Below are 26,346 nucleotides of genomic sequence, written 5' to 3'. Positions count from 1 at the left end.
ACCGACATGCCGACCTGCCCGAACGGACACCAGTCGGGTTCCGACGACTGGTGCGAGGTGTGCGGTCACCGCATGGCCGGTGCCGTACCCCCGCCCCCGCCGCCGTCCTCCGGCGGCTACGGCTTCCCGCCGCCGCGCGCCGAGGGCCGCCCCGCGTCCTCCCCGAACCCGGAGCTGTGCCCGCAGTGCCGCACGCCCCGCGAGGGCGGCGCGCCCTTCTGCGAGGAGTGCCGGTGGAACTTCCTCACCAACACGGCCACCTCGTACACCCCGGCGGCCCCGCCCGGCGGCGGCCGTCAGCAGCCCCGCTTCCAGCCGCCCAGCGCCTCCTACGGCGGCGGTGACGGCTACGAGTACCAGGGCTCCCGCCCCTCCCAGGTCAACCGCCCGGCCGAGCCGATACCCCCCTTCGACAACGAGCCCTCGGGCCCGACCCCGTTCGGCGCGGGACGCGGCGGCGGCCCGGCGACACCTCCGCAGACGGCGGGGGGCCCGTCGGCGTTCGGCGGGCGGCCGGGTGGTCCTGGCGGTCCTGGTGGGCCTGGTGGGCCGCAGCAGGGGTTCGGCGGGGGCCAGGGCGGCGGTCCTGGCGGCGGCCCCGGCGGCCCTGGTGGCCAGGGACGCCCGTCGATGTTCGAGCGGGAACGTCCGGCCCCGGGCGGACCGGGCGGCGGCCAGCCCCCGTACGGCGGCCGTGAGCAGGGCGGACAGGGTGGCCCGGGCGGTCAGTCGCCGTACGGCCGCGAGCCCTCGGCGGCCCCGGGCGGCCCGGGCACTGCCCCCTCCCCCTTCGACCGAGGCCAGGCCGGTCCCGGCGGCCCCGGCGGCCAGGGCACGCAGGGCGGCGCCCAGCCCCCCTACGGCCGCGACCCCTCCGGCTTCCCCGGCGGCCAGGCGCCCTCGGCGTTCGGCGGCGCCCCCTCCCCGCAGGGCTACCCGCAGGAGACCGCCCGCCCGAACAACGGCGGACCGTCCTTCGGCGGCGGCGCCGACGACTGGGTGATCTCCCCGCCGTCGTCCCCGTCGCAGAACGGCCCGTCGGGCGGCTACGGCTACCCGCAGCCGCCGTCGGGCTACCAGCAGGGCCCGGCCACATGGACGGCGACCATCGGCCCGGACCGCGAGTACTTCATGGCGATGATGCAGCGCTCCGGCCCGGAGGCCGCGGGCCTCAACCTCCCCGCCTACTCCCCCGAGCAGCAGCGCCCCCTCACCGGCAACCAGCTCACCATCGGCCGCCGCCGCCACTCCACCGGCGACACCCCCGACATCGACCTCTCCGTCCCCCCTGAGGACCCCGGCGTCTCCCACCAGCACGCCGTCCTGGTCCAGCAGCCGGACGGCAACTGGGCGGTAGTCGACCAGAACTCGACGAACGGCACGACGGTCAACGGCGGCGACGAACCCATCCAGCCCTTCGTCCCCGTCCCCCTCCAGGACGGCGACCGCGTCCACGTGGGCGCGTGGACGACGATCACGATCCGCCGGGACTGAGGCGGCACGCGACCAAAGAGGCCCCGGAGAAATCCGGGGCCTCTGGTCGTGGGCACCATTAAGGCCGATTCGCGACCTACTTCCATTTACCCGTAGTCGCCCACACTCGAATACATGGGGGCTACAGGCGATCGCAACGAGCGCTTATGCCAGCGCTGCGGAAAATCCGGCCCGACTGTCCACAGTCGAGGACGCATCGATCTCATAGCCGAACTCTGCGACACGTGCTGGAACGACCTCGCCAACCGAATGGCGCAGCACGAAGGGGCCACAGCCGCACCCCGGCCGACGCCGGACCCCGACGACGTCACGTTCCTGGAACCGCCCCGCTGCGCCCTGTGCCACGCCGACATCCGTATCTACCCGACGGTCTACGACCGTTGGGTCAGCCTGGCAATGACAGAATTTCCAGCCAAGGTCATCCCTGAACACTTCCGATGGCGCCTGGTAAAGATCCAGGCACCTCACTCCCCGATGGTCATCGATGTCGTGGCCGTCCGCGTACGAGGAATTGATCCACTGCCGGGGGAATCGGTGATACCGGCCCACCAGATGCTGTGCTCCGACAAGAACGCGGAGCGACCGCTGGCCAAAGAGCCCGCAACTCCTGACACCAGCGGTTGAGTACGGCAACAGCGAACGCAGCCGCCTCGAGAGGGCTCTGGCGGTCCATCCTCATCAGGAGGGGCGACCTCACCGGAGGGCAGGCCCGATGCCGCTGCACCAGTCGTTCACGCGCTTGCGGATCGAGGACACCATGGGCAGGTCGTCCACCTCACCGGGGTCGAACCAGCGCACGTCCGTCGACTCGTCGGACACGGCGAGCACCCCTCCGGTCGGCCGTGCCAGGAAGCAGACGGAGAACTCCTGCCGGACCTCGCCGTCGTCGTACGCGAAGACGTGACCGGGGTTGGTGTACGTGCCGACGATCCCGGTCAACTCGACGTCGTAGCCGGTCTCTTCGCGAGTCTCGCGGATCGCACAGTCCGGCAGGGACTCCCCGATGTTCATCGCACCACCGGGCAACGCCCACATCCCGTTGTCGGCGCGCCGCTGGAGAAGGATGCGCCCGGTGTCGTCCACGACGACGACCGAGGCGCCCGGGATGAGGCTGTTCGCCTTCGGGGCGTCCGGGTCGTCTTCGTAGTCGCGCCTGGCCATCGGCCTCCTTCCCATACCGGGCTGCCCCGGCGCCACGGCATTCGCCGCAGGTGCGGGGTCGGGGCATCGTGACCGACCGAGTGCGGATTGCCGGGATGTATCGCACCCAATCCAAGCGGCGCCGTCAAGAGGTGCTGTGGGGCACGGGTGGAGCCCCGGGCGAGAGGCACCGGGGCTCGTTCTCCGGGTCCGTCAGGTCGGGTACCTGCGGGGGCGGGTGGATTTCGGTGGGGGTGTACAGGAGTCCATGTCAGCACACAGGATGACTTCGATGTCCGCTCCCGTCATGCGGGGTATCCAGTGGCGGACTCCGGCGTCGGTCCACCGGCCGCACCGCGCGCACGTGCCCGACACCGGGGGCGACGCCATGTCCCAGGCGGGGCTCATCGGACGCCCTCCCGGTGACGCGGGCAGGCGCAGGGCGGGAACGACTGGCTGAACGGGATGTCGCTGGCGGCCTGAACGTGGCGGATGGGACGGACAACCGTGCGCTGCCCGGTCTCGGGGTTCACCCGGTACACCTTGATCGTCAGGCCGGGGTGCGAACCCTCGTCACCTTGCGTGGTCAACATGTGACACACAATCAGCCCCATCAGCCCTGGTGCGCGGCGGCGGACAGGGCGTCATTTCGGTGACACGCGGGGCGTCAAATCGGTGTCATTAGAGGGCGTGCGCGGGTAACTTGATCGCATGACGACACCGAACGCCACGCTCCGGGCCGTGCGGCTCGGGTTGCTGATGAGCCAGGACGAATTCGCCCGTGCGGTGCGGGAAGCCGGACAGCGGGCGGGCCAGCCCAACGAAGCCACCAAGCGCCTCGTGCAACGCTGGGAAAGCGGCGAGACCGCCGTACCCCGCCCGGTGTACGCCCGCGCACTGGAGAGCGTAACGGGCCTGCCGATCGAGTCGCTGGGGTTCGCGGCCCCGGTGCCCCAGTTGCGCGTGACCGGCGACGGACACGGCGGCCACGACGTACAGGACAGCCCCGTCGGCGTCCCGGCGACGACCGCGACCCAGACCGCCCCGAGAGGCAACTACTCCGGGATCTGGCTGAGCACGTACGAATACTTCAGCTCCGGGCGCGACGGCTCGTTCACCGGCAAGCACTACGTCGTCCTGCTCCAGCACGGCAACCGCCTCACCGGCCGCAGCCTGCCACAGGGATCCCTGAACCCCGACTCGCCTCTCACCCTGGACCTCCAGGTCGAGGGCAACATCGTCACCGGCACCTGGAACGAGAAGACCGCGAGCGAGGGCTACTACCGCGGCGCCCGCTACTTCGGCGCCGTACAGATGCTGGTGGAACCAACCGGCCGCCGCATGGCCGGAAAATGGGTCGGCTTCGGCAAAGAGTTCGACGTGAACACAGGCCCGTGGGAACTGCGCTTCATGGACGCCGACACCAGCAAGGCCACCATCGCCCGCTACAACCGGACACCCGAATGAGCCTTCGTCGACCGGCGGGGGCTCACTAGGCAGTCGGCATGACGCGGTTGACCGTTACAGCGGGAGGCAAGGGCGACGCGGTCGCTGCCGCGATGCTCGGTACCGCCCTGTACGGAGATGTGGACCCGTTGGTGATCTTCGCGTACGCGTGGGATCGACTGCTGGTCGACCCACTGCCGGGACCACGGGGCGCCTGCGACTTCACCGGCCTCGTTGCCTCACGCCGTCTGTTTTCGGTCGTACCGCCGGGGCACGCCCTATCGCTCCTGCGGGCTCCACGCTCTCACGCCTAGTGTCCGAACTCCCGCACACTTTCGCATTGCTCGACCCGTACCGGGGCCTCAAGGGCGTCACGCGCCACTCGAAGAACTGTTCGCCCATCTGCCCCCGAAGTCGGTGGACCTCCTGGACGTCGGCGGCGACATCCTCGCACGGGGCGACGAACCGACACTGAAAAGCCCCCTCGCGGACGCCATCGCCTTGGCCGCAGCCAGCCAAGTGAGTGCGCCAGTACGCCTATTGGTAGCTGGCCCCGGCCTGGACGGCGAACTCTTCGCAGACGACCTGCGCCCGCTGCTCGGCCCTGTCGTCCACACCTTCACAGCGACGGACGTGGAACCGATCCTCCCGGTCCTGGAATGGCACCCCTCCGAGGCGACCGCGATGCTTGCCGCGACAACCCATGGAGTATGGGGCACATGCAAGATCCGGGACCTCGGCCTCCTTGTACCGCTCACCGACGAAGGACCGAGAGTCCATAAGGTCAGCCTGGCCGATGCGCTGAGCCGCAACGAACTGGCCCGCGAGATCCTCACGAGCGCCACCCTGGACAAGGTCGAGGCGTACAGTCGCCAAGTCTGCGGCTTCTCCGAGATCGATTACGCGCCCGAGAAGATCATGCGACTGGAGGTTCAGCCGCGAGGGGAGCTCGACAGCAAACCGTGCTGGCCCAAGTCAACCGGTTCGAAGAGGAGGACCGCGGTCAAGGGATCACACACAACGTTCCGCCACATCACAGAAACTCTCGACCTCAACGGCTCCCAGCAAGCTGCCGTGCGCCAACTGCTCCTGAACAGCCGCCCTAAGCGACACGACCTACCTCTATGGCGCATCGTGACGCAGCCTGAGTAAGAGACTCTCTACCTCATCGGCCCTTAGCCGCGCCCCGCTTAGCCGGGCGTGCTTACTGACCCCGCTGCGCCCCCGCCTCCGATCCCCTTCCAACACGCAGCGCCCCGCGCGCGGAGGCGGCTAGGCACCGACAAAAGTCAAGGCGATACCTCCGGCGGGGATCGGCCGGCACCGAGGAGAGAGGTGCCGCTCCCAAGCCCGGGACCACAGCGGCATGCATGGAGTGCTCCCGCCCGGTACGCATACCAATGCCCTGTGCAGCACTACGAGTGTTTAGAGCACCAAATGGATGGAGATAACAGCGCAAACAGGCGATCTTGGAATGAGTGAGGTTCCTTCACCTTCCACGAGACAGCGACCCGCAGGAGGAACAGTGCGCGTGACAGGCCACTTCGCCATCGCCAAGCCGGTCGAGTTTGTCGACGTACACGTGGATCGAGACAACAAACTGTACGTAGATCCATCAGCAATTCGATTCTGGGCAAATAACGGAGACTTCTGGGCACAGGGGGCCTATTCGACGATCTCGGGATTCTTCGACGAATTCTTGCGCCGCCTCTGGTCGGGCTCCGCCCCTGACGAGAAGAAGGCCAGAGACATGCTGTTGCGGTTTCGTGAGCCGCGCGAGACGCGTTTGGGTATGTCAGCGTTCGGCTTCAACGGCTCCGGAACGAGCGAGAAGATCGGTCACGCCATTTGGATTTCATTGAAGGAAAACCCTCTGTGCACGCTTAACATTTCAATCCTTAAGAAGCTAGAGGACATTCCGCTTTTTGTTGACGAAATCGCCAACGATCGAGTATCCGATCTGACAACTCGGCTCATATTTCGAGAGCTGGCATCATTCACAAAAAAGCAGATGGCCGAACACCCCACACTAAAAGCGGCAGCAGAGGAGGGGGAGTTTCAGGTTTGGGATTCTAATTCTGGAGAGTGGGTCAAGGAGGTGATCACTCTTCCTTTCGTGAAAGAGGGCACAGACAAGGGAAAGGCCCTTCTCCTCGTTCCCAAAAGAGCCGTTCACCGTAACCTGCGCATGAGTCACGGGAAATACTGGCAGGGTGAGGTGCTGGGATCAGTCCAGGATGACCTGACCACCTATGGGGCAAACGGTAAACCGATAAAGCCCGCTAAGAAGGATCTCGGGAAGCGAGAGGAATACAGAAAGAAGAGGCCTCTCAACATCTCGCGAACTCACCAAATCTGGATTCGCGATAACTTCGACCTGCTCGAAACATACCGGCAGCGGGTTGACGACGCCTATGTTCCTCTTTCAGATGAGGAGATCGAGAAGAGACTGGGCCCTTCCGCCGACTAGACTCATCCGTCGCCAGCCCAGCAACTCCCTTGGGACTCCACACCAGCATGAGCGGGGGCGGGCTGGTCTGACCTATCGGCCGCCGACAAAACGCATACCTCGGGTCGCACGGTACTACGCGGGACAGAACCTCGGCGGCAGGCTCTTGGACTGGGCAGGTGACCGCGCTTACCGATCTTCTGCCAAGTGGTTGCGCCTAAAGGTTGTCCCGTAAATGGTCTTCGACCGGTGTCGGCCGCCTCGTGCGAGGCGGCGATCGCCTGATGCCCGATCGTGATCCACGGGTGTACAACCCCGTGTGGATCCCGGCTGTCTGAAAGGCGCCGGAAGACGAGTCTCCGGCGCCTTTCGATGCGGAGATCGGGGATCAGGTGGGGAAGAAGATCTGGAGAGCTGCCGTGGCCGGTGGCGCGGCGGCGGTGTTCACGGGCATGGCCGCGGTGCCGGCCGGGGCGGCCGAGGGCGGGGTCTCGTTCACCCGTGTCCAGGTGAACGGCGGCAAGCCCATCGTGATCGGGGTGTCGGACGAGGTCGCGGCGCCCGCCTCCTTCCGGATGACGACCACCCACAAGTGGAAGTATCCGGCGGTGTTCCTGTACCGCGGCAATGCGGGTGATCGGCTGTGGCACGCCATCGAGACGAGCGACTGCGTCAAGGTGAGCGCCGACGTGTGCGACTTCAGCGAGACGATGTACTTCGACCCGAGCGTGTGGGACATGCACAACAGCGAGGCCGGGGCCTGGAAGGTCGCGGCCGAGGTGTCCTTCCAGGGCGGCGGTGACACCGACGACGAGGGCCTCACGGTCTACGTCAAGCGCAACTCCCGCCTGACGGTGAATGCCTCGCCCGAGCCGGTGACCAAGGGCAGGACCATCACCGTGACCGGAAAGGTGACGCGGGCGAACTGGGAGACCAGGAAGTACGCCTCCTACGGAGGCCGCCTGGTGAGCCTGCAGTTCAAGCCCACCGGAGCCACCTCCTACACCACGGTGAAGAAGGTGTACGCGAACGGCTCGGGTGACCTCAGAACGACCGTGAAGGCATCCCGGACCGGTACCTGGCGCTGGGCGTACTACGGCAACACCACCACCGGACCGTCGACTTCGACCGGCGACAACGTCGTAGTGAAGTGAGCCATGCGGCACTGGCAGCCGGAGATGCGGTAGCCGTCCACGGCCGCACCTCCGGCGAACCCGTCAAGCCCGCCCACGGCGGCTGACACCAGCGCTTGAGGGTGCTCGAAGCTGCTCAACGGCGACCGAGAGCGACGGGGCTCCCGGCCACGCAATGGCCAAAGTGCCAGCTCAGGGCCCCCCGACCTTACGCGTTTCCTCCCAGGGGTAGCCGTACGGCAAGATGGGGTGTATCTGCCCACTGCCAGATTTCAAGCTGCCGGACGGTTTCTCTTGGCTGAGTTCATTTACACCATGCGCAAGGCGCGCAAAGCGCACGGCGACAAGGTGATCCTCGACGACGTCACCCTGAGCTTCCTGCCGGGGGCGAAGATCGGTGTCGTCGGTCCGAACGGTGCCGGTAAGTCGACCGTGCTGAAGATCATGGCCGGGCTGGAGCAGCCCTCCAACGGCGATGCCTTCCTCTCGCCCGGCTACACCGTCGGCATCCTCCTCCAGGAGCCCCCGCTCAACGAGGAGAAGACGGTCCTGGAGAACGTCCAGGAGGGCGTCGCCGAGATCAAGGGCAAGCTCGACCGGTTCAACGAGATCGCCGAGCTGATGGCGACCGACTACTCCGACGCGCTGCTCGAAGAGATGGGCAAGCTCCAGGAGGAGCTGGACCACGCCAACGCCTGGGACCTCGACGCCCAGCTGGAGCAGGCCATGGACGCGCTGGGCTGCCCGCCTGGCGACTGGCCCGTCGCCAACCTCTCCGGTGGCGAGAAGCGCCGCGTCGCGCTCTGCAAGCTGCTGCTCGAGCAGCCCGACCTGCTGCTGCTCGACGAGCCCACCAACCACCTGGACGCCGAGTCGGTGAACTGGCTGGAGCAGCACCTGGCCAAGTACCCCGGCACCGTCGTCGCCGTCACCCACGACCGGTATTTCCTGGACAACGTGGCCGGCTGGATCTGCGAGGTCGACCGCGGCCGTCTGCACGGCTACGAGGGCAACTACTCCAAGTACCTGGAGACCAAGGCCGCCCGCCTCAAGGTCGAGGGCCAGAAGGACGCCAAGCGCGCCAAGCGCCTCAAGGACGAGCTGGAGTGGGTGCGGTCCAACGCCAAGGGGCGTCAGGCCAAGTCCAAGGCCCGCCTCGCCCGTTACGAGGAGATGGCGGCCGAGGCCGACAAGATGCGGAAGCTGGACTTCGAGGAGATCCAGATCCCGCCGGGCCCGCGCCTGGGCAACATCGTGGTCGAGGTCAACGACCTCAACAAGGCGTTCGGCGAGAAGGTCCTCGTCGACGACCTGAGCTTCACGCTGCCGCGCAACGGCATCGTCGGCATCATCGGCCCGAACGGCGCGGGCAAGACCACGCTGTTCAAGATGATCCAGGGTCTGGAGACCCCGGACTCCGGCGACATCAAGGTCGGCGACACCGTCAAGATCTCGTACGTCGACCAGAGCCGCGAGAACATCGACCCGAAGAAGACGCTGTGGGAGGTCGTGTCCGACGGCCTCGACTACATCAACGTCGGTCAGGTCGAGATGCCGTCCCGCGCCTACGTGTCGGCCTTCGGCTTCAAGGGCCCGGACCAGCAGAAGCCCGCAGGCGTGCTGTCCGGCGGTGAGCGCAACCGCCTCAACCTCGCGCTCACCCTCAAGCAGGGCGGCAACCTGCTGCTCCTCGACGAGCCCACCAACGACCTGGACGTCGAGACGCTGTCCAGCCTGGAGAACGCGCTCCTGGAGTTCCCCGGCTGCGCCGTGGTCGTCTCCCACGACCGCTGGTTCCTGGACCGGGTCGCCACGCACATCCTCGCCTACGAGGGTGAGTCGAAGTGGTTCTGGTTCGAGGGCAACTTCGAGTCGTACGAGAAGAACAAGATCGAGCGGCTCGGCGCCGACGCCGCGCGCCCGCACCGCGCCACCTACAAGAAGCTGACCCGGGGCTGATCTCACCTTGCGCCACATCTACCGCTGCCCGCTGCGCTGGGCGGACATGGACGCGTACGGCCACGTCAACAACGTGGTGTTCCTCCGCTATCTGGAGGAGGCCCGTATCGACTTCCTGTTCCGTCCGGACAAGGACTTCCAGCAGGGGTCGGTCGTGGCGCGACACGAGATCGACTACAAGCGGCAGCTCGTCCACCGGCACGCGCCGGTCGACATCGAGCTGTGGGTCACCGAGATCAGGGCCGCGTCCTTCACCCTCACCTACGAGGTGAAGGACGACGATCTCGTCTACGTCCGGGCGTCCACCGTGATCGTCCCGTTCGACTTCGAGGCCCAGCGGCCCCGCCGGATCACCGCCGAGGAGCGCGAGTTCCTTACGGAGTACACCGACGAGGGCGGCAAAACCGGAGCGAGTGACGAGGAGGAGGCCGTCGCCGCATGACGGTGCTCCACCTCGCCGACGAGAGGGAGGCGGCGGACCTCGGCGCCTTCCTCTCCCGGCTGCTCCATTACGACCGTGGAGCGGCGGTGCGCCTCCAGGCGGCCGGTACGGCGCTGGCCGTGTTCGGCCGGCCGCCGTCCTTCGAGGTGCTCGCCATCCGCGCGGCCCGGCTCGCCAAGCCCTACGAGGACGGGCTCGACGTCACGCTCGACGCGACCGTCTCCGCGGGTGAGCTGCTGGAGTCGCTGGAGGACCGGGCGGCCACCGCGGCCGTACCCGCCGCCGTCACCGGCCCGCCGTGGGCCGGGGTCCTGCCGCCGCGCGGCGGCTGGAGGCCCGAGCCGGGGCTGCCCGCCCCGGAGGAACTGCGCCGTACCGTCGGCCGGTCGGTCGCCGAGTTCCGCGCCCGCACCGAGGAACTGGCCCCCGAGGCGCGCACCCGCGCCGAACTGGACCGTACGGGACGGGAGATCTGGTCCCGCGAGATCGGTACGACCCGGCTGCCGCTGCGCGCCGTGCACGCGGCGCACTCCCTCGGCTTCCTGCGCCCCGGCACCGGAGCGCAGGACGTCGTCCTGCTGTCCTCGGGCACCTGGCTGAGGCTGCGCACGCCGTACGGCTCGGTCGCCGTGCGCGGGGCGGGGCTCGGCGCGCTCGGCGTCAGCGTGCGCTGACCTTTCTTGAGGGTCTTCTGGGCTTGAGGGTCTTCCGGTGCCTCAGCCCTCGGTGTTGACCATCGAGGCGGCGGCGTACGTGAGGTAGTTCCACAGCGTCCGCTCGTGCTCCTCGGAGAGCCCCAGCTCGTCCACGGCCACCCGCATGTGCTTGAGCCAGGCGTCGTGCGCGGCCCGGTCCACGGCGAACGGCGCGTGCCGCATCCGCAGCCGGGGGTGCCCCCGGTTCTCGCTGTAGGTGGTCGGACCGCCCCAGTACTGGATGAGGAAGAGCGTCAGCCGCTCCTCGGCCGGTCCCAGGTCCTCCTCCGGGTACATCGGCTTGAGCAGCGGGTCCTCCGCGACGCCCTCGTAGAAGCGGTGGACGAGCCGCCGGAACGTCTCCTCCCCGCCGACCTGCTCGTAGAAGGTCTGCTCCTGAAGCGTGCCACGCCGGATCTCTTTCACCCGTCCATGGTCTCAGACGGGGTGACCGAGGACCTGGGTCGTAGGACCCCTCTCCCGTCCCGTGAGCTACGACGCGTCCCGTGGGCTACGACGCGTCCGGGTGGCGATCGCTGCCGCGCGTACGCCGCTGCCGTTCCAGTTCGGTGTAGCGGGCGCGCATCGCGTTGCTCGCGGCGGGTCCGGCGCTGAAGACATAGGCGTCGCTGTCGTCGAGGGGCTTTCCGGTGCGGGCGTCGACCACGATGGGCTCGGACTCCTGGCCGGTCTCGGCGTCGATGAGGATCATGGAGCGGTCCTGGGGGTCGAGCCGGCGGTTGCCCCAGGCGGCGAGGGCGACGATCACGGGGCGCAGGGAGCGGCCGAGGTCGGTGAGGACGTACTCGTGGCGGACGGGGTTCGTCTGGTACGGGCGACGCTCCAGCAGGCCGTCGCCGACCAGGGTCTTCAGCCGTGCGGTGAGCATGCTGGTGGAGATGCCGAGGCTCTGCTGGAACTGGTCGAAGCGCGTGTAGCCGTCGAAGGCGTCGTGCAGGATCAGCAGCGTCCACCACTCGCCGACGTGCCGCACCGTGGTCGACAGCGGGCACTCACGGTCCTCCAGCCTGATCCGGTTCGGCATGGCACTCTCCCTGGTTACTGCTAAAGTCGAAGTTACCGGCTTCTATTTTAGCAGTGACCGGGTGACCGGCGCTGCGTTATGCCGCCATGTCCATGTCCATGTCTGCGAGGCACTTCCCATGACCGAGAACCCCGACGCCGTCCAGTCGCCGGAAGCCGTCGAGCTGCCGGAGGTCGTCCGGCGTCATCTGCGGGCGCACGACGCGCACGACGTCCCCACCGTCCTGGCCACGTTCACGACCGAGGCCACCGTCGCGGACGACGGGCAGACCCACGAGGGCACCGCCGCCATCACGCGCTGGCTGGAGCGGACCGGCTCCGAGTACACGTACACCACGACCCTGGTCGGCGCCGAGCGCGAGGGCCCCGACCGGTACACCGTCGTCCAGCACCTCGAAGGCGACTTCCCCGGCGGGACCGTCGACCTGCGCTACCGCTTCGTCCTCGACCGAGGGCTGATCAGCAGGCTCGACATCGCCCCCTGACGGTCCGGATGTGAGGAAGCATGAAGACCTGGTTCATCACCGGCGGCACCCCCGGCGGCTTCGGCATGGCCTACGCCGACGCCGCCCTCGAACGCGGCGACGACGTCGTCCTCACCGCCCGCCGCCCCAAGCTCCTGGCCGACTGGGCGGCCCGCCACGGCAACCGGGCCCTTGTCCTGCCGCTGGACGTCACCGACACCGCCCAGATCCATGACGCCGTCCGCACCGCGGAGGACCGCTTCGGCGGCATCGACGTCCTGGTCAACAACGCGGGACGCGGCTGGTACGGCTCCGTCGAAGGCACACCCGAGGCCGACGTCCGGCGCTCCTTCGAGCTGAACTTCTTCTCCGTCACGGAGATCCTGCGTGCCGTCCTTCCCGGCATGCGCGCCCGCCGCACCGGCTGGATCATCAACATGTCCTCCGTCGCGGGCCTGCGCGGCGTACCGGGCTTCGGCTACTACAGCGCCGCCAAATTCGCCATCGAGGGCCTGACCGAGGCGCTGCGCGCGGAGGTGGCCCCGTTCGGCATCAAGGTCCTGGCCGTCGAACCCGGCGCCTTCCGAACCCACGCGTACGCCTCCTTCGCCGACGAGTCGGTGTCCGAGTCGGTCTCCGCGTACCTGCCGTTCGTGGAGTCGGTGCGCGGGGCGATGATCGACCAGGACGGGCACCAGCCGGGCGATCCTCGGCGCGGGGTGCGGGCCGTACTGGACGCGATGGACCGGGAGCAGCCGCCACGGCGGATCGTGCTGGGGGCGGCGGGGTACGAGGCGGTGCGCGAGCAACTGGGGGGCATGATCGATGAGTTGCACGCCTACGAGGGCGCTTCTCGGGGTGCAGACTTTCCCCCGGGTCAGTAGCCGGGGCGCTCGCGGGCCCGCAAAGCCTGACGGGCTTGTTCCTGAGAGAGGGGCGCCATGAAGCCGAGACCACCGCTGCCGGTGACAGACGACGAGGTGGTGGCCACCGTGCACGCCGCGACTCAGGGGCTGTCCCTGCCCCCACCCACCACCTCGGGAGCCGTCGCCGACGCGGAACGAACCATCGGTTTCCCGATGCCCCCACTCCTGCGCCGCCTCTACACCGAGGTGGCCAACGGCGGCTTCGGCCCGGACGACGGCATCCTGGGCGTCCGTGGCGGTCACCCGCAGGGCAGCTTCCGCGACATCGCCGAGCTGTACGAGGACGGCCCGGACCCGTCCGGACTCGTCCCCGCCGGCCTGGTCCTGATCTACGACTGGGGTTGCACCAGCTGGTCGTTGGTCGACTTCCGCGACCCGGCGGGGCCGATGTGGTGCACTGAGGACGGCAGGCTGTGGCCCCAGGGAATCACCCTCGCGGAATGGCTGACCGCAACGTCGACGGGGACGCTGACCGTGACCGGCATGCTGGACACCCCCGGGCTCGCCCTTTCACCTGACCCAGGAAGTGGGCGGCTCGGGCGGGCCCTCACAGAAGCCGACGGGCGCTGAATCTCAGGCACGGGGCTACTTCTTACGGCGCCGAGCCCCCTTCTTCTTCAACTCGGCCTGTCCCCGCTGCGTCCACTCCCCTTGATGGCGATAGCAGCGCGCCGTCCCCTTCATCGTCTTGTTCTGGCAGCGGCGCCCAGCCTCCGTAGGCCAGCCGCACTTCCCCTGCTTCCACTCCCCCACCGTCCACCCCCAGGCAGCTCACGGCATGCGTCGACCCCAGGGTGCGCGACCGTACAGGCGTACGGCAGGGCGCAAGACGGGCGGCATCGGCGCCACACGCGCACGCGGGTTGGTACGCCGAAGCGCGCCGGAATCCGGCACTGCCAGAAAGGGTGACGTGAACTGTCACCTTTGGCGTGCACCGTGGTGGCATGGACAACGACACCACCGCCCAGAACACCCCCCGCCCCCTCACCGACCGCATCGCACTGGTCGCCGGAGCCACCCGAGGCGCCGGTCGCGCGCTCGCCGTAGAACTCGGCCGGGCCGGAGCCACCGTGTACGTCACCGGCCGCACCACCCGGGACCGCGTCAGCGAGGTCGGCAGGGCGACGGAGACCATCGAGGAGACCGCGGAGCTGGTCGGCGCGGCGGGCGGCACAGGTGTCGCCGTCCCCACCGATCATCTGGACGAGGACCAGGTACGCGCCCTCGTCGAGCGGATCGACCGCGAGCAGGGGCGGCTGGACATCCTCGTCAACGACCTCTGGGGCGGCGAGCACCTGCTCGTCGGCTCGGTGTTCGGGAAGAAGAGCTGGGAGACGCCGCTCGCGGACGGGCTGCGGATTCTGGAGCTGGGGGTGCGGTCGCATGTGATCACCGCGGCGCTGGCGCTCCCGCTGCTGATCCGCTCCGACGCACCACTGCTGGTGGAAGTCACCGACGGCACGGCGGAGTTCAACCGCCGCTACCGCGACAACCTCTACTACGACCTCGCGAAGACCGCCCCGATCCGCATCGCCTTCGGGCTGGGCGAGGAGCTGGCGGAGTACGGCGGCGCGGCGGTCGCCGTGACGCCGGGGTTCCTGCGCTCGGAGCAGATGCTCGCCCATTTCGGCGTGGCGGAGGAGAACTGGCGCGACGCCGCCGTCCAGGAGCCGGACTTCGCGATCGCGGAGTCGCCGTACTACCTCGCCCGCGCGGTCGCCGCGCTCGCCGCCGACCCGGAAAGGGCGGCCCGCTGGAACCGCAAGTCCGCCTCCAGCGCGGAACTCGCCAAGGTCTACGACGTACGGGACGTGGACGGCAGCCGACCGGACGCGTGGGCGTACTTCGAGGAGGTCAAGTTCGGCGGGAAGCCCGGGACGCCGGACGACTACCGCTGATCCCCCGCCCCGTACAGCTCGGCAACGGCCCGCGCCCGCTCACGGAAGCGGGCGCGCAGGCTCGCCGGGGCCAGCACCTCCACCTCCGCACCCAGCTCGGCCAGTTGAGCGAAGGCCACCTCCTCCGACTCCACCGGCAGGTCGAGCGTGACGCGCCCGGCGTCGTCGGGCGCGGTCGCGGAACCCAGCGCCTCACCGACCCCGGCCGGGTCCACCACGGCGGGCAGCCGCCGCAGCCCCCGCTCCGTCAGGCGCACGGTGACGGTCGTACGCAGCAGCGCCCGCGCGAACTCGACCGCCTGGTCCTGCCAGTGCGCGGCCAGGTCGAAGGACGGGTCGCGGACGAAGGGTTCGTCGAGACCGGGCGCGGCGGACAGCGCGGTCACCCGATCGACGCGGTACGTACGCCAGGCACCGTGCCGCCCCCGCCCCTCCCCCGGCACGCGGCCCACGACGTACCAGACCCCCGCCTTCAGCACGAGCCCGTACGGCTCCAGCAGACGGATCACCGAGTCCGGCGGCGCCCCGTCCCGCCCCGGCCGCGCGTACGTCAGCTCGACCGTACGGTCCGACCACACCGCCCGGGCCAGTTCCGGCAGCAACTCCGGCACCGACGGCTCCCGGAACCATGCCGGGGCGTCCAGATGGAACCGCCGCACCGACGACTCGGCCGCCTCCCGCAACGACGGCAGCAGGGTCGCCGACAGCTTCAGCCGGGCCGCGTCCGCCGCCCCCGCCAGCCCGAGATCACGCAGCGCCGTAGGCAGTCCGGACAGGAACAGCGTCTCCGCCTCGCTGGGATGCAGCGTGGTCAGCCGGGTCCGATGCCCCGGCGCCAGCCGATACCCACCCGCACGCCCCCGCTCGGACCGGACCGGCACCCCCGCGTCCTGCAACGCCTGTGCGTCCCGGATCACCGTCCGCTCGGAAACCTCCAGCTCCCGAGCAATCTCGGCAGCGGTCACCCCGGGCCGCGACTGCACGAGCAACGCCATCCGAATCAGCCGAGAAGCACGCATGCCCCCAGCATCCCGGACCCGACGACTGCCCGGGACGCCCCGCTACTCCCCCGCCCGCGCCTCGCGCCCGCGCAGGATCACCAGGACCGCTCCGCCGATCACCACGAAGCCGATCGCCACTCCGGCGATCAAGGGAGTGATCGCCGAGCCGCCCGTCGCCGCCAGGTCGGTGCTGGGCGGGGTGTCGGCGGGGAGGGCGACGGGGGTGGGGTCGCTGAGGGTCTGGGCGGACTTGGTGGTGAGGGCGCCCTGGGTCTTGCAGTCGAGGACGCCGGTGAAGCGGCGGCTGAAGTCGTCGGGGCCGGTGACGGTGAAGTCGTAGCTCCGGTCCTCCTGGAGGGGGACGGAGACCGTGGTCGTGGCTCCGGCCTGGACCGTGTGCTCCTCGCCCATCAACTGGAAGGTGAACGGCTGGTCGCCCTTGTCGGCGACGGTGACGTCCACCCCGCCCTTGGCGCAGTTCGTGCGGGCCGAGACCGCGGGTATCGCGCCCTCGGCGGCCCAGGTGGCGCTCGCGGTCGCGGAGACCGTGGACTCGCTGGAGCCCGCCAGGATCTGGGTCTGGCTGCGGGAGTCGGAGGCGAAGGCGCGGCCCACCGGCACGGTGGTGGACGCCTGGACGGTCAGCTGGGCGGAGCCGTCCGGCGCGTCCTCGGGGACGTCGAAGTACAACCGGCTGCCGTCCCGCGCCGAGGTGATCACCTTGCCGGTCTTGTCGATGATCCGTACTCCGGCGGCAGCCGCCTCCGCGGGCGGGGTCACCGTCACGGTGCCGCCGTTGGTGTGCACGGTCACCGGTCCGAGCAGATCACCGGAGTGCCCGGAGACGGCGGGCGGGTCCAACGTCAGGGAGGACTGCGGCTCGGCCGTGTTCTGGGCGCTCCGCTGGAGGTAGTCCGCGAGCTTCTCGGCGTCCGGGTCCACCGCCTCGACCTTCGCGCCGTCCGAGTAGCGCCAGATGGCCACCTGGGTACCGGCCGCCGCGTCCTGCTCGGTCAGCCCGCGCGCCCCGGCCTTGCGGGCGAGCGTGGCGAGGTCGTTGACCTGGGGGTACGAGTTCTGCAGGATCCAGCGGATGCGCCCGGCGTCCTTGTTGGCGCCCAGCGAGGTGCCGCTCCAGGGGGTCTCCTGGTAGTGCGCGTCGCGCTGGGTGGGGTTGTGCAGGTCGACGCAGTACGTCTGGAGGGTGCCGCCGCCGTCCACGGACATCTCGAACAGGCCCGCGGGCACCGTCAGATCCGTACCGTCCTCGTGGATCACGGCCTCGCCGTACGTCTTGAGGCCGTTGATCGTGGCCGTCGCCCCGCCCTGGGTCCGCGGAGCCTCGTCGGCCAGGGCCGTACCGGCGCCGGACAGCACACCCACCGCCGCCAGGCCGGAGACCAGGGCCACCGCTCCGAGACGGGCGGGCACGGCGGACCGGGTTATCCCAGAGAACGCACCAAGCACAGAATTCCCCTTCGAGCAGGACCTGTTGGACGTGGGGGACGGTCCCACCAGCAGAAATCGGCTGCCCCCGAGGGGGCACGCCCGGCATCCTATGGATCAACGCGACCCCACTTGCCGGGGTCCGGTCTCCGGAGGCCGATCCGAGCCGCAATCGTTATCGCGCACACTGAGAACGAACCGGGCTTGTCGATAAATCCACCGGTCGGTAAGGGCGGGAAGAGGGGTGTTCCGCGCGTTCGGCCTCTTCGGCACCCATCCGTCGATAAGTCGCGGTTCCGTTCCGAGCGGACCCGTGCGCCGCCCCGCAGGGCCTGACGCACCATCAGTCCAGTGCGGCTGACATCACGTCACCCCGGCTGTCTCCGCCGGACTTTGCTCCGGCTCCCCCGCTGCGTCACCCGGCGTCGTCTCCCACTCCGGCTCCGCACGTACCGCCGCACGAGGTGGCGTGTCCGGCCGGGCTGAGCGCCGGAACGCCGCCGTACCGCGCGCCAGGTCGTGCCCGATCGCCACCGCGTCGATGTCCGCCGACGCCCAGCTCTGCTGCCCCTCCCGTGTCTCCGAGCGCACCTTCAACCTGCCCTGGACCACGACCGGTTGGCCCACCTCCACCGACGCGGCCACATTGACCGCGAGTTGCCGGTTGGCCCACACCGTGAAGAAGTTGGTGTGTCCGTCCGTCCAGGCGCTCTTCTCCCGGTCCCAGTAGCGCGAGGTCACCGCGAGCCGGAAGCGGGCCGACGGCCCCGTCGCCATGTCCCGGTACAGCGGCTGCGTCGCCACATTGCCCACCACGCACACCACGGTCTCGTTCATCCGAACCCCTCCTCACCCGGCGCCACGACGCCGGGCCGTCCCCCGTACGAGCCCTTCCCGTACGGCCTGCGTGCGACCAGACTGCACCCCTTCCGCCGACCCCGCCGAGCGCTGTGGACCGCCCGCTGACCTGTGGAAAACCCCGCCACCCGAGTGGGTGACGGGGCGTCCCGACGACGAGCGGCGAGCCGGAGAAGGGGTCCTCACCCCACCCCCGCCCGCCTCACCTTCCCGTACTGCTCCCGCACCTCCCGGTACCGCAGCAGCTCCGCCGCCACCGGATCGAGCACCCGGGCCCGCCCACAGCTCGCCGCCGCCTCCCGCAAGCGCCGCTCCGCCGCCTGCCCGTACCGCCGCGCGGGCCCCCGCGCCGCCAGTCGGCAGCTCCACTCCACCAGCGGCCCGCCCACGATCCCGCACAGCATCAGCAGCACTGGAACCCACAGGTTGGGCGCCAGCACCCCCGCGATCTGCCCCGCGAGCCACAGCCCGCCCACGACCTGGAGCAACGTCATCGCGGCCTGCGCGAGCACCGCCACCGGCCACCAGCCGGGCCGGGGCGGGCGGCCCGGCGGCAGTCCCGCCCCGGCCGCCAGCTCGTCCAGCGACTCCGACAGCCCCTGCGACCCCCGTACGGCCGCCTCGCGCACCGCCTGCGCCCAGGGTCCTGGCAGCCCGGCCGAGGCGCGGTCGGACACCGTACGGACCGCCTGTTCGACGCGCTGGCGGGCCGTGGCCTCCGTGTCGGCGGCGGGACGTACCGCCAGCTTGCCGGTGGGCGGCCCGCCCCGGTCGTGGTACCAGCGCCACAGCCGCAGCCAGGGCGTGCCGCAGGCACGGTTGGCGTTGCGCAGCCAGGCCCGCTCGGCGGCGTCACCGGCGGCGGTGGCGCCCACCGCGTCGGCGAGCCGGTCGGCGAACTCCTCGCGCGCGTCCTCGCCGAGTTCGACGCCCTGCCCGGCGGCGTACACCGCCCGCAGCCCGCTCGCCGCGGCGTCCACGTCGGCCGAGACCCGCCGGGCGGCGGCTCCGCGCTCCGCCACGAACTTGCCCAGCGCGGAGCGCAGTTCACCGAGACCGTCGCCGGTGAGCGCGGACAGGGCGAGCACCGTGGCGCCCGGTTCGCCGTGCTCGCCGAGCGCGACGCCGTCCTCGTCCAGGAGGCGGCGCAGGTCGTCCAGGATCTGCTCGGCGGCCTCACCGGGCAGCCGGTCCACCTGGTTGAGGACGACGAACATCACCTCGGCGTGCCCGGCCATCGGCTGCAGATAGCGCTCGTGCAGGGCCGCGTCGGCGTACTTCTCGGGGTCGACGACCCAGATCACCGCGTCGACCAGCTTGAGGATGCGGTCGACCTGGTCGCGGTGCTGCACGGCCGCCGAGTCGTGGTCGGGCAGGTCCACGAGGACCAGTCCGGTCAGCGGTGCCTCGCCCTCGGGGCCCGGCACCGGACGGCGGCGCAGCCGTCCCGGGATGCCGAGGCGGTCGATGAGGGCGGCGGCGCCGTCGCTCCAGCTGCACGCGATGGGCGACGAGGTGGTCGGGCGGCGGACGCCGGTCTCGGAGATCGGCACCCCGGCCAGCGAGTTGAACAGCTGCGACTTGCCGCTCCCGGTCGCGCCCGCGATGGCGACGACGGTGTGCTGCCCGGAGAGCCTGCGCCGCGCGGACGCCTCGTCCAGGACGCGGGCCGCCTCCGCGAGGGTGTGGTTGTCGAGACGCGCGCGCGAGAGGCCGACGAGTTCGCGCAGCGCGTCCAGGCGGGAGCGCAGGGCGCCGTCGTAGGCGAGGGGCAGTGTGCCGGGGGCGGAGGTGCCGCCTCGGGTCGGCGTGTCGAGCGGGGAGCGCTGCTCGTCGGGGGCGGCGCTGTCGGTGGCGCGGCGCGCGATGAGGCCGTCGCCCCAGGGCTCGGCGGAGGCGGAGGTGTCGTTCTTCGGGGCGGCGGGGGCCGCGCCGTCGGTGCCGGAGGACGCGGTGGGTACGCGCGCGTGTCCGGCGCCGTCGGCCTCCGTACCGCCGCTGCCGGGGCGCCCCGCTTCCGGCGCGGGCTGAGGGACGTACCCGCTCGCCGCGACGCCTCCGGCGTGCTCCGTACGGCCCCTCGGGCGATCCGCGCGGTCCGGCGGCCCCGTGCCGTCGGAGCTGCCGTCCGGGTGGTCCCTGCGATCCGTGTGGTTCTGGTCGGCGACGGCGGTCACCGCTCACCTCTCCTTCTGCAGTACGGACAGCGCGGCGATGAGTTCGGCCTGTGATTCGGCGTGGACGTCCAGGGCGTCGAGGGGGGCGAGACGGCGTTCACGCTCGGTGTGCATCACGCGGTCGACGTGCTCGGTGAGCAGCCGCCCGGCCCGGTCGCGCAGCCGCAGCGCGCCATGGGGGCCGATCCGCTCGGCGAGCCGTTCCCCCGCCGTACGCGCGCGGTGTCCACCGAGCACGGCGGTGGCGACCAGCGCGGCGACAACCTCGGCGTCGACGGCGGCGCCGCGTTCCAGCTCGCGCACCTCGTCCTCGGCGTACTCCTCCAGCTCGCGCCGCCAGCGCCGTACCGCGAGGCCGATGCGGTGCTCGGGGGGCTCCGGGGCTGGGTCGTGGGCGGTCAGCTCGGGGGCCTTGGCGGCGGGCTCGCGGCGCCATGCCTCGTGCATCCGCTCGTCGGCGGCGGTCACGGCGCACAGCAGCAGCTCGGCCAGGCTCTCGACCAGGGCGTCCAGGAGTTCACCCGCGGTGCAGTCCAGCGGGAAGGCGCGCCAGCGTTTGAGGGCGTCCCCGGCGAGAGCGCCGCCGGAGGTGACGCGTCCGCGTACGCGCGCGTGCTCGCTGTCGTAGGCGTGGTCGACGGCGGAGGTGAGCCGCAGGGTGGCGGCGTACTGCGCGGCGGCGGCCCCGGCCAGCTCGGGCATCCGGGACTTCAGCGAGTCGAGGAGGCCGTGCGCGGTGCGGGCGAGGACCTGGTGGCGGGCGGCGGGGTCCTGGGAGTGGTGCAGCAGCCAGGCGCGCAGGGGCGCGACGGCGGAGGCGGGCAGCAGTCCGCCGCCCCGGGCCGACTCGGGCAGCTCGGGCACCGTGAAGCGGGGTACGTCGCCGAGCCCGGCCTTGGTGAGCAGGGCGCCGTACTGCCGGGAGACCTCGGCGACGACCTGGTGCGGCACCCGGTCCAGGACGGTCACCAGGGTGGCGTCGTACTCCTTGGCGGTACGCAGCAGGTGCCAGGGGACGGCGTCGGCGTAGCGGGCGGCCGTGGTGACCATGATCCAGACGTCGGCGGCGCAGATCAGCTCGGCGGCGAGGACGCGGTTCTCGGCCACCAGGGAGTCGACGTCGGGGGCGTCGAGGAGGGCGAGCCCGCGGGGGATGCTCTCGGCGGTCTCGACGCGCAGTACGCGCGCGGGGTGGTCGTCGTGGGGGTCCTGGTGCGTGTCGCGCATGTCGCGGTGTGTGTTGCGTGTGCCGAAGTGCATGTCTCGCGTGCCGCGCGTGTCCCTCTGGGGCAGCGGGCCGCGGGTGAGGTCGGGCAGGACGCGCATCCCGCTGAACCAGTGATGATCCTCCGGATGGCAGACGAGGACCGGCGTGCGGGTGGTCGGCCGCAGGACGCCCGCCTCGCTGACCCGGCGCCCGACGAGGGAGTTGACGAGGGTCGACTTGCCGGTGCCGGTCGAGCCGCCCACGACCGCGAGCAGCGGCGCTTCGGGCGAGCGGAGCCGGGGTACGAGGTAGTCGTCGAGCTGTGCGAGGAGTTCGTCGCGGTTGGCGCGCACGCGCGGTGCTCCCGCGAGGGGCAGCGGGAAGCGGGCCGCGGCGACACGGTCGCGCAGGGCGGAGAGTGTGTCGAGCAGCTGGGGCCGTACGTCCAAGGTCACCACATGGGAAGAATGCCCAATTTTGAGGGAATTCTGAAGCATATGGACATGTCTGCGCGCCGACGGAACAGAACGGACGGACGGGACGACTGGGGCACGGGCACAGTCCAGGCATAACGAGTGCACAACACCCGGCGCGTCGGGGCGCAAAAGCGATGCACGATTCGTACCCGCCTGCGATTATCAGGACCGCTTCACCGAACCTCCACATCGAGCCACGGAGGCGAGGCGACAGGGTCGGGGACCAGTCACCTTTATCCTTGACCCGCATCGGGCCCCCGTAGCTCAGTGGATAGAGCAGGCGCCTTCTAAGCGCTTGGCCGCAGGTTCGAGTCCTGCCGGGGGCGCGCTCCTGGCCCTCCCTCCGGGAGGGCTTTTTGCTGGTCGGGGGGCAGCGAGCGTGGCCAGCCTCCCGGGCTTCCCACCTGATCGTTTGGGAGTCTCCAGGCTGTCCGACTGTCACCGGGCTCCGGTGCATCGCTGTATCGAATACGTGTCGAGATCTTCGGTCGCAGAATCAGCCAGCTCCGAGCACTGCCGACAGGGCACCCGCCAGCACCACCCACGAGGCCTCCGAAGGCGGCAAGGACCCGTCGGCAGCGCGCTACGTGCTGTGAGCAGAAGCAAGAGGCATGCCTCCGGCGGGGCTGCCCGGGCTCAGAGATGACAGCGGCCCCGTTCGCGTGCCGACTGTTGGTGGCGCGCGCAAACGAAATAGGACGGGACGAGGCGGTACTCGCCTGGCGGCCGATTTTCATGGCGCATCAAGCGCGCCACCGTTCTTTGCCTGAAGCGCTAGGCACTCTGTCTTCAGCTGATTCAGCATGCCGTACGCAACAGGTCCCCATGGCCAGATCCGGGAAAGACGATCCCCAAGGAGCGAGACCATGGTAAGAAGAGTCGCATGCGCCCAGACATCACACCACCTGCCACAAGCAAAGAACTGGCAGCGGCAACGCAGAGATCTCCGAGCTTCGACGAAGAGCCCAGGCGTCATACGTCAAACGCTGAACTGGCTGACGAAGTTTCTCAGATTCTTCAGCTGGACCGAGAGCGGGCCGCGTTCATAGTTGCCGAATCCGAGCGACTCTACGTCAACCGGATGCGCGAAAGGTTCTCAAAGCTTCGAGTCTCTGAACGACTCAAGCGAACCAACCCGTTCCTGCTGCGCATTCGCGGTGCGGAGACAGTTCGAGACTGGGCGACTCTGCAAGTACAAAGCGCGTTGTACGCCTCGGAAGAGGAAGCTGTTGGGCATCTCCTCGAAGCAATCATCAAAGCCTGTTTCCCCGGGGCCACAGAACCCGCACTACCTGATGATTTTGACTTCGAGAGCATCGAATCGGACGGGGCGATCAACGGCTACCAGGTCAAGATGAGCTGGGACTGCATGCCTATGAGCTCACGAAAGAATCTGTCGAACACCATCGTCAGAGTAAAGGAACAGTACCGCGACCAAGGAAAGTCTTTCGTGGGCTATTTCGCCCCCTGTTACGGGAGGGCCACGACAACAAAACCACCCGGCCAGGAATACATCACGCTCGCCAGCAAAGAATTCTGGCAGCGCGTCGGAAATGGCGACCCCGAGTATGACGTAAGGGTGGGAGAAGTTTGCGCTCTTCTGTGCTCAGAGTTCAGGACCGAGGTTCTCGACACCCTGGTTCCAGATCTGCTGCAGAGGCTCACGTTGGCGGCACAGCCTGAGATCGGTGACCGTGAAGGCCGGATCGACTATGCAAGACTCTTTCGCCGGGTAAATAAGTAGCTGCCGCAGCGACGGTAGCGCCTCCGCACAAGCGGGGCGCGTGCCGTATGGCAGGCGCGTAACCACCAAAGCGCGAGGCCGTGCAGACCTCTCCCATGCCAGTACGTAAGGACGGACTAGGGCGGCTTCCTCACCTGCAAGCGGGACCAGACGAACCGCCGTTACGGAAAGTCGGCGATCGGTATCACCGTCAGTCATGCGGTGGAGCAGCCGGAGCCACGGCAGGCAACTGCCGAGGAGGCATCGCTACTCGGCATCCAGAATGCCGTGCTCGTCACGCACATCAGCCGAACGCACTACAGCGGCCAGGGATGTCCCGTGGAGACGGCGGACATCGTCGTGCCGACCGCGCACTGCGAGATCCCCATCAACAGCTAGCTCGCCTCAGTCCCGCAAATGTGGCCAACCGTCCCGGTTGGAGAAGCTCTCGAAGCAGTATCGGGTCGAGCGGTCCCACTGCTCGCCGGTCGCCAGTTCGTATGCCGTGTCCGGCACGTACAACAGCCATTCACCGTCGTATTCGGTGGAGGTGTACGGGGCGAACTTGTCGGCGTCGGAGAAGACGCTCTCCCATACGGCCTGGCCCGCGGCCACCACGGCGCAGCGGGCGTACAGGAACACATCGGCCGACTGTGGGAAGGGGCGGCCGTCTCTGGCTGTCAGGTCGGCGACAGGGAGGCTGCCGAACCGCTCCTGGTCGACGCGGTAGAGGGCCTCGGCATGGCGTTCCGCGAAGCCGATGATGTCGGAGACGGAGCGGTGGCTCAGCTCCTCGGCGAGGCAGCGGCAGTTCGCCTGGGTGGCCTCGCCGTTCAGAGTGGCTGTCAGCGCCCAGAAGTCGGCCCATGTCATTCTCACGAGCGCAGGGTGCCACGGCGGTCTGACATCCACAGGTGACGGCAAGGACGGTGCACGGTGATGGTCGGCCCCTCCCCCGGCGATCAGGTGATCACGTATCAGGCCCGTCCGGCACAGGACGAGGAGCGTCAAGGCGTAGCACGAGTGCGCGCAGGGCGCGGAGTTCGGCGTCCAGGGCCTGCGTGCCTTCGCGGGTGAGGGTGACCCAGGTGCGGGGGCGTCGGCCCGCGTAGCCCTTCTCCACGGTGATCATCCCGGACTCTTCCAGCACTTTCAGGTGCCGGGAGAGATTTCCGTCGGTGACGGCCAACTGCTTTTTCAGGAAGCTGAATTCGACCCGGTCGGCTTCGCGGGCAACAGCGAGGACGCCGAGCCGCACACGCTGGTGGACCGTGTCGTCCAGCGTCTGAGTGGGATGGGGTTCCTCCTGGTCGTCCTGCGTAGCGGCCGGGTCGTCGACGCTCATGAGACGACCGTACCCGCACCGGTGACGCCGAAGGCGCCCCGGCGGCGGACCGATGTCCACTCGCACAGACCGGCCAGGAGCAGGATCGCGGCGAGCAGGACGGCCTTGGCCTGCGGCCCGTCGGCCCAGCCGGGGTGGGCGGGGTGCTGCCAGGGAAGCCATCCGGTGCCCCAGGAGGCTCCCAGGTACCCCGTGAGCAGCATGGCGTGAGCGGCGCCGGCCGCCATGGCGATCCAACTGCGTTCGGCCACGCCGAGGGCCAGAAGTCCGACCCCGACCAGGTACCACGGGGAGGCGTAGCTGTTCTCCAGCAGCCCGGCCTCCCACGGCTGGTCCTTGCCGAACAGGAGCGCCCACAGAGCCGTCGTGATCACGGCGGTGGCCGCGAAGGTCGCGCGGACCCACATGCCGCGCCGGGGTACGACACCTCGGGCCTCGCCGCGCAGGCGATACCAACGGGCGAGGACGAACCATGCGAGGGGGAGGAGCGCGAACCACACGCCCCATGCCGTGAACCGCAGGACGGCTCCGTCGAACTCTCCCTTCAGGCAAGGGTTTCCCGGTTGGTGAACGACGCACAGACCGGTCAACTCGGCGTAGGCGAAGGCCGGATAGGACCCGATGTAACGCCCATGGGCGCCGAAGTTGAAGGCGTATCGGGCGACCGGAACGGCGGCCAGCGCAAGAAGCCCGAAGCCGAGGAGGGGAACCCACGCCCCGTTGGTCTGCGTGCGAGTCCTCGCCCGGAGACCTTCCGTCGCGGCCAGCAACGCGGCCGCGGCCGCCCTCGGCTCCGATTCCGCGTTGCCCGGTACGGATGTCCCCATGTGCCCCCCTTGTGTCCGACGCTTTGGCAGCGCTCACGGGCGGACCGCCAACGGCTGGCCGCTCCCCTTAACTTTGCACCACAAAGTACTTGGCGATCAAGAGGAAGTTGACGGGCCGACAGATCCTGCGGCGGGCAACGCCAGGCGGAACAGCGGTCGGCCCGGAGGAGAGGGCAGCCGCCGCTCCCCTCGCGGC

At 69.5% G+C, this 26,346-nt stretch carries 24 protein-coding genes, 1 tRNA gene and 3 pseudogenes; 17 read left to right on the top strand and 11 right to left on the bottom strand.

Features of this window, described 5'->3' with window-relative positions; all coding sequences use genetic code 11:
• Positions 1-6 precede the first annotated feature (6 nt).
• Positions 7-1,494 (top strand): FHA domain-containing protein, encoded by a 1,488-nt coding sequence (locus tag B079_RS0106990; protein WP_018545064.1) that lies wholly within the window; start codon positions 7-9, stop codon positions 1,492-1,494.
• 114 nt (positions 1,495-1,608) lie between these two features.
• A complete protein-coding gene (locus B079_RS35750; RefSeq protein ID WP_234016763.1) occupies positions 1,609-2,118 on the top strand; it encodes a DUF6083 domain-containing protein in 510 nt (169 codons plus the stop codon).
• Positions 2,119-2,187: 69 nt separating this feature from the next.
• Here the strand turns inward: B079_RS35750 and B079_RS0106985 are convergent, their stop codons facing one another.
• Entirely contained in the window at positions 2,188-2,655 is a 468-nt protein-coding gene (locus B079_RS0106985; protein WP_018545063.1) for an NUDIX domain-containing protein, read from the bottom strand.
• A gap of 690 nt (positions 2,656-3,345) precedes the next feature.
• Between B079_RS0106985 and B079_RS0106975 the strand changes: the two genes are divergently transcribed.
• The 8 genes and pseudogenes from B079_RS0106975 to B079_RS0106950 all read left to right on the top strand — a co-directional run bounded on the left by B079_RS0106975 (position 3,346) and on the right by B079_RS0106950 (position 10,737).
• The gene (locus tag B079_RS0106975) at positions 3,346-4,101 is read left to right on the top strand and encodes a helix-turn-helix domain-containing protein (protein WP_018545061.1); all 756 of its coding nucleotides are present in this window, start codon (positions 3,346-3,348) and stop codon (positions 4,099-4,101) included.
• Between the two features lie 92 nt (positions 4,102-4,193).
• Positions 4,194-5,232, top strand: a pseudogene (locus B079_RS31470) (DUF1152 domain-containing protein).
• Positions 5,233-5,611: 379 nt separating this feature from the next.
• Positions 5,612-6,550 (top strand): hypothetical protein, encoded by a 939-nt coding sequence (locus tag B079_RS35140; protein ID WP_158684950.1) that lies wholly within the window; start codon positions 5,612-5,614, stop codon positions 6,548-6,550.
• A gap of 103 nt (positions 6,551-6,653) precedes the next feature.
• Positions 6,654-6,749, top strand: a pseudogene (locus tag B079_RS35745) (GNAT family N-acetyltransferase); the annotation flags it as partial.
• Between the two features lie 172 nt (positions 6,750-6,921).
• Positions 6,922-7,683, top strand: a complete 762-nt coding sequence (locus tag B079_RS0106965; RefSeq protein ID WP_026248432.1) for a hypothetical protein — start codon at positions 6,922-6,924, stop codon at positions 7,681-7,683.
• 273 nt (positions 7,684-7,956) lie between these two features.
• Positions 7,957-9,621, top strand: coding sequence for an energy-dependent translational throttle protein EttA (gene ettA, locus B079_RS0106960; protein WP_026248431.1), 1,665 nt, complete (start codon positions 7,957-7,959; stop codon positions 9,619-9,621).
• A 7-nt stretch (positions 9,622-9,628) separates the two neighbouring features.
• Positions 9,629-10,063, top strand: a complete 435-nt coding sequence (locus tag B079_RS0106955) for an acyl-CoA thioesterase (RefSeq protein WP_018545057.1) — start codon at positions 9,629-9,631, stop codon at positions 10,061-10,063.
• Positions 10,060-10,737: a hypothetical protein gene (locus B079_RS0106950; RefSeq protein WP_018545056.1), complete on the top strand. Its 678-nt coding sequence runs from the start codon at positions 10,060-10,062 to the stop codon at positions 10,735-10,737. The genes B079_RS0106955 and B079_RS0106950 overlap by 4 nt, the downstream gene beginning before the upstream one ends.
• Before the next feature lie 42 nt (positions 10,738-10,779).
• Here the strand turns inward: B079_RS0106950 and B079_RS0106945 are convergent, their stop codons facing one another.
• Complete coding sequence (locus B079_RS0106945; RefSeq protein ID WP_018545055.1) at positions 10,780-11,184, bottom strand: globin; 405 nt, start codon at positions 11,182-11,184, stop codon at positions 10,780-10,782.
• An 85-nt stretch (positions 11,185-11,269) separates the two neighbouring features.
• Positions 11,270-11,803 (bottom strand): winged helix-turn-helix transcriptional regulator, encoded by a 534-nt coding sequence (locus B079_RS31465; RefSeq protein ID WP_018545054.1) that lies wholly within the window; start codon positions 11,801-11,803, stop codon positions 11,270-11,272.
• Positions 11,804-11,921: 118 nt separating this feature from the next.
• On the opposite strand from B079_RS31465, the gene B079_RS0106935 reads away from it, so the two are divergent.
• The 4 genes from B079_RS0106935 to B079_RS0106920 all read left to right on the top strand — a co-directional run bounded on the left by B079_RS0106935 (position 11,922) and on the right by B079_RS0106920 (position 15,090).
• Complete coding sequence (locus tag B079_RS0106935; RefSeq protein ID WP_018545053.1) at positions 11,922-12,287, top strand: nuclear transport factor 2 family protein; 366 nt, start codon at positions 11,922-11,924, stop codon at positions 12,285-12,287.
• Positions 12,288-12,307: 20 nt separating this feature from the next.
• Complete coding sequence (locus tag B079_RS0106930; protein ID WP_018545052.1) at positions 12,308-13,150, top strand: SDR family NAD(P)-dependent oxidoreductase; 843 nt, start codon at positions 12,308-12,310, stop codon at positions 13,148-13,150.
• Positions 13,151-13,207: 57 nt separating this feature from the next.
• Positions 13,208-13,762: a hypothetical protein gene (locus B079_RS31460; RefSeq protein WP_158684949.1), complete on the top strand. Its 555-nt coding sequence runs from the start codon at positions 13,208-13,210 to the stop codon at positions 13,760-13,762.
• Positions 13,763-14,136: 374 nt separating this feature from the next.
• Positions 14,137-15,090, top strand: coding sequence for an SDR family oxidoreductase (locus tag B079_RS0106920; protein ID WP_018545050.1), 954 nt, complete (start codon positions 14,137-14,139; stop codon positions 15,088-15,090).
• Here the strand turns inward: B079_RS0106920 and B079_RS0106915 are convergent.
• The 5 genes from B079_RS0106915 to B079_RS0106895 all read right to left on the bottom strand — a co-directional run bounded on the left by B079_RS0106915 (position 15,081) and on the right by B079_RS0106895 (position 22,237).
• A complete protein-coding gene (locus B079_RS0106915) occupies positions 15,081-16,109 on the bottom strand; it encodes a helix-turn-helix transcriptional regulator (RefSeq protein WP_026248430.1) in 1,029 nt (342 codons plus the stop codon). The two genes, B079_RS0106920 and B079_RS0106915, sit on opposite strands and share 10 nt — an antisense overlap.
• A gap of 42 nt (positions 16,110-16,151) precedes the next feature.
• Positions 16,152-17,522: a TQXA domain-containing protein gene (locus B079_RS0106910; protein ID WP_234016762.1), complete on the bottom strand. Its 1,371-nt coding sequence runs from the start codon at positions 17,520-17,522 to the stop codon at positions 16,152-16,154.
• Between the two features lie 378 nt (positions 17,523-17,900).
• Positions 17,901-18,374 (bottom strand): single-stranded DNA-binding protein, encoded by a 474-nt coding sequence (locus B079_RS0106905; RefSeq protein WP_018545047.1) that lies wholly within the window; start codon positions 18,372-18,374, stop codon positions 17,901-17,903.
• Positions 18,375-18,577: 203 nt separating this feature from the next.
• Positions 18,578-20,572, bottom strand: coding sequence for a YfjP family GTPase (locus tag B079_RS0106900; protein ID WP_018545046.1), 1,995 nt, complete (start codon positions 20,570-20,572; stop codon positions 18,578-18,580).
• Positions 20,573-20,575: 3 nt separating this feature from the next.
• A complete protein-coding gene (locus B079_RS0106895; protein WP_026248429.1) occupies positions 20,576-22,237 on the bottom strand; it encodes a GTPase domain-containing protein in 1,662 nt (553 codons plus the stop codon).
• Between the two features lie 271 nt (positions 22,238-22,508).
• Between B079_RS0106895 and B079_RS0106890 the strand changes: the two genes are divergently transcribed.
• The 3 genes and pseudogenes from B079_RS0106890 to B079_RS33695 form a co-directional block, all read left to right on the top strand.
• Positions 22,509-22,581: transfer RNA gene (locus tag B079_RS0106890), tRNA-Arg, on the top strand.
• Positions 22,582-23,138: 557 nt separating this feature from the next.
• Complete coding sequence (locus B079_RS33700) at positions 23,139-23,999, top strand: PmeII family type II restriction endonuclease (RefSeq protein WP_078495867.1); 861 nt, start codon at positions 23,139-23,141, stop codon at positions 23,997-23,999.
• Positions 24,000-24,176: 177 nt separating this feature from the next.
• Positions 24,177-24,377, top strand: a pseudogene (locus B079_RS33695) (UTRA domain-containing protein); the annotation flags it as partial.
• Positions 24,378-24,383: 6 nt separating this feature from the next.
• On the opposite strand, the gene B079_RS0106880 reads toward B079_RS33695, so the two are convergent.
• The 3 genes from B079_RS0106880 to B079_RS0106870 all read right to left on the bottom strand — a co-directional run bounded on the left by B079_RS0106880 (position 24,384) and on the right by B079_RS0106870 (position 26,150).
• Positions 24,384-24,851, bottom strand: coding sequence for a DUF4240 domain-containing protein (locus tag B079_RS0106880; protein WP_018545043.1), 468 nt, complete (start codon positions 24,849-24,851; stop codon positions 24,384-24,386).
• A 97-nt stretch (positions 24,852-24,948) separates the two neighbouring features.
• Positions 24,949-25,323, bottom strand: coding sequence for a winged helix-turn-helix domain-containing protein (locus tag B079_RS0106875; RefSeq protein WP_018545042.1), 375 nt, complete (start codon positions 25,321-25,323; stop codon positions 24,949-24,951).
• Positions 25,320-26,150 carry a hypothetical protein gene (locus B079_RS0106870; RefSeq protein WP_026248428.1) on the bottom strand — a complete coding sequence of 277 codons (831 nt, stop codon included), beginning with the start codon at positions 26,148-26,150 and terminating at the stop codon, positions 25,320-25,322. Before B079_RS0106870 ends, B079_RS0106875 begins: the two co-directional genes overlap by 4 nt.
• Positions 26,151-26,346: the final 196 nt, after the last annotated feature.

The sequence above is a fragment of the Streptomyces sp. LaPpAH-108 genome (assembly GCF_000373625.1).
Lineage (GTDB): Bacteria > Actinomycetota > Actinomycetes > Streptomycetales > Streptomycetaceae > Streptomyces.
The sequence above is the reverse complement of the archived record's forward strand: the minus strand, read 5'-3'. Positions and strand labels throughout refer to the sequence as shown.

What these genes read in the sequence shown, in the direction of transcription:
- B079_RS0106990 (WP_018545064.1), top strand. Translation starts at nt 7, where the DNA reads ATGCCGACCTGCCCGAACGGACACCAGTCGGGTTCCGACGACTGGTGC.
- B079_RS35750 (WP_234016763.1), top strand. Translation starts at nt 1,609, where the DNA reads ATGGGGGCTACAGGCGATCGCAACGAGCGCTTATGCCAGCGCTGCGGA.
- B079_RS0106985 (WP_018545063.1), bottom strand. Translation starts at nt 2,655, where the DNA reads ATGGCCAGGCGCGACTACGAAGACGACCCGGACGCCCCGAAGGCGAAC.
- B079_RS0106975 (WP_018545061.1), top strand. Translation starts at nt 3,346, where the DNA reads ATGACGACACCGAACGCCACGCTCCGGGCCGTGCGGCTCGGGTTGCTG.
- B079_RS0106950 (WP_018545056.1), top strand. Translation starts at nt 10,060, where the DNA reads ATGACGGTGCTCCACCTCGCCGACGAGAGGGAGGCGGCGGACCTCGGC.
- B079_RS31465 (WP_018545054.1), bottom strand. Translation starts at nt 11,803, where the DNA reads ATGCCGAACCGGATCAGGCTGGAGGACCGTGAGTGCCCGCTGTCGACC.
- B079_RS0106935 (WP_018545053.1), top strand. Translation starts at nt 11,922, where the DNA reads ATGACCGAGAACCCCGACGCCGTCCAGTCGCCGGAAGCCGTCGAGCTG.
- B079_RS0106930 (WP_018545052.1), top strand. Translation starts at nt 12,308, where the DNA reads ATGAAGACCTGGTTCATCACCGGCGGCACCCCCGGCGGCTTCGGCATG.
- B079_RS31460 (WP_158684949.1), top strand. Translation starts at nt 13,208, where the DNA reads ATGAAGCCGAGACCACCGCTGCCGGTGACAGACGACGAGGTGGTGGCC.
- B079_RS0106920 (WP_018545050.1), top strand. Translation starts at nt 14,137, where the DNA reads ATGGACAACGACACCACCGCCCAGAACACCCCCCGCCCCCTCACCGAC.
- B079_RS0106915 (WP_026248430.1), bottom strand. Translation starts at nt 16,109, where the DNA reads ATGCGTGCTTCTCGGCTGATTCGGATGGCGTTGCTCGTGCAGTCGCGG.
- B079_RS0106905 (WP_018545047.1), bottom strand. Translation starts at nt 18,374, where the DNA reads ATGAACGAGACCGTGGTGTGCGTGGTGGGCAATGTGGCGACGCAGCCG.
- B079_RS33700 (WP_078495867.1), top strand. Translation starts at nt 23,139, where the DNA reads ATGCGCCCAGACATCACACCACCTGCCACAAGCAAAGAACTGGCAGCG.
- B079_RS0106880 (WP_018545043.1), bottom strand. Translation starts at nt 24,851, where the DNA reads ATGACATGGGCCGACTTCTGGGCGCTGACAGCCACTCTGAACGGCGAG.
- B079_RS0106875 (WP_018545042.1), bottom strand. Translation starts at nt 25,323, where the DNA reads ATGAGCGTCGACGACCCGGCCGCTACGCAGGACGACCAGGAGGAACCC.
- B079_RS0106870 (WP_026248428.1), bottom strand. Translation starts at nt 26,150, where the DNA reads ATGGGGACATCCGTACCGGGCAACGCGGAATCGGAGCCGAGGGCGGCC.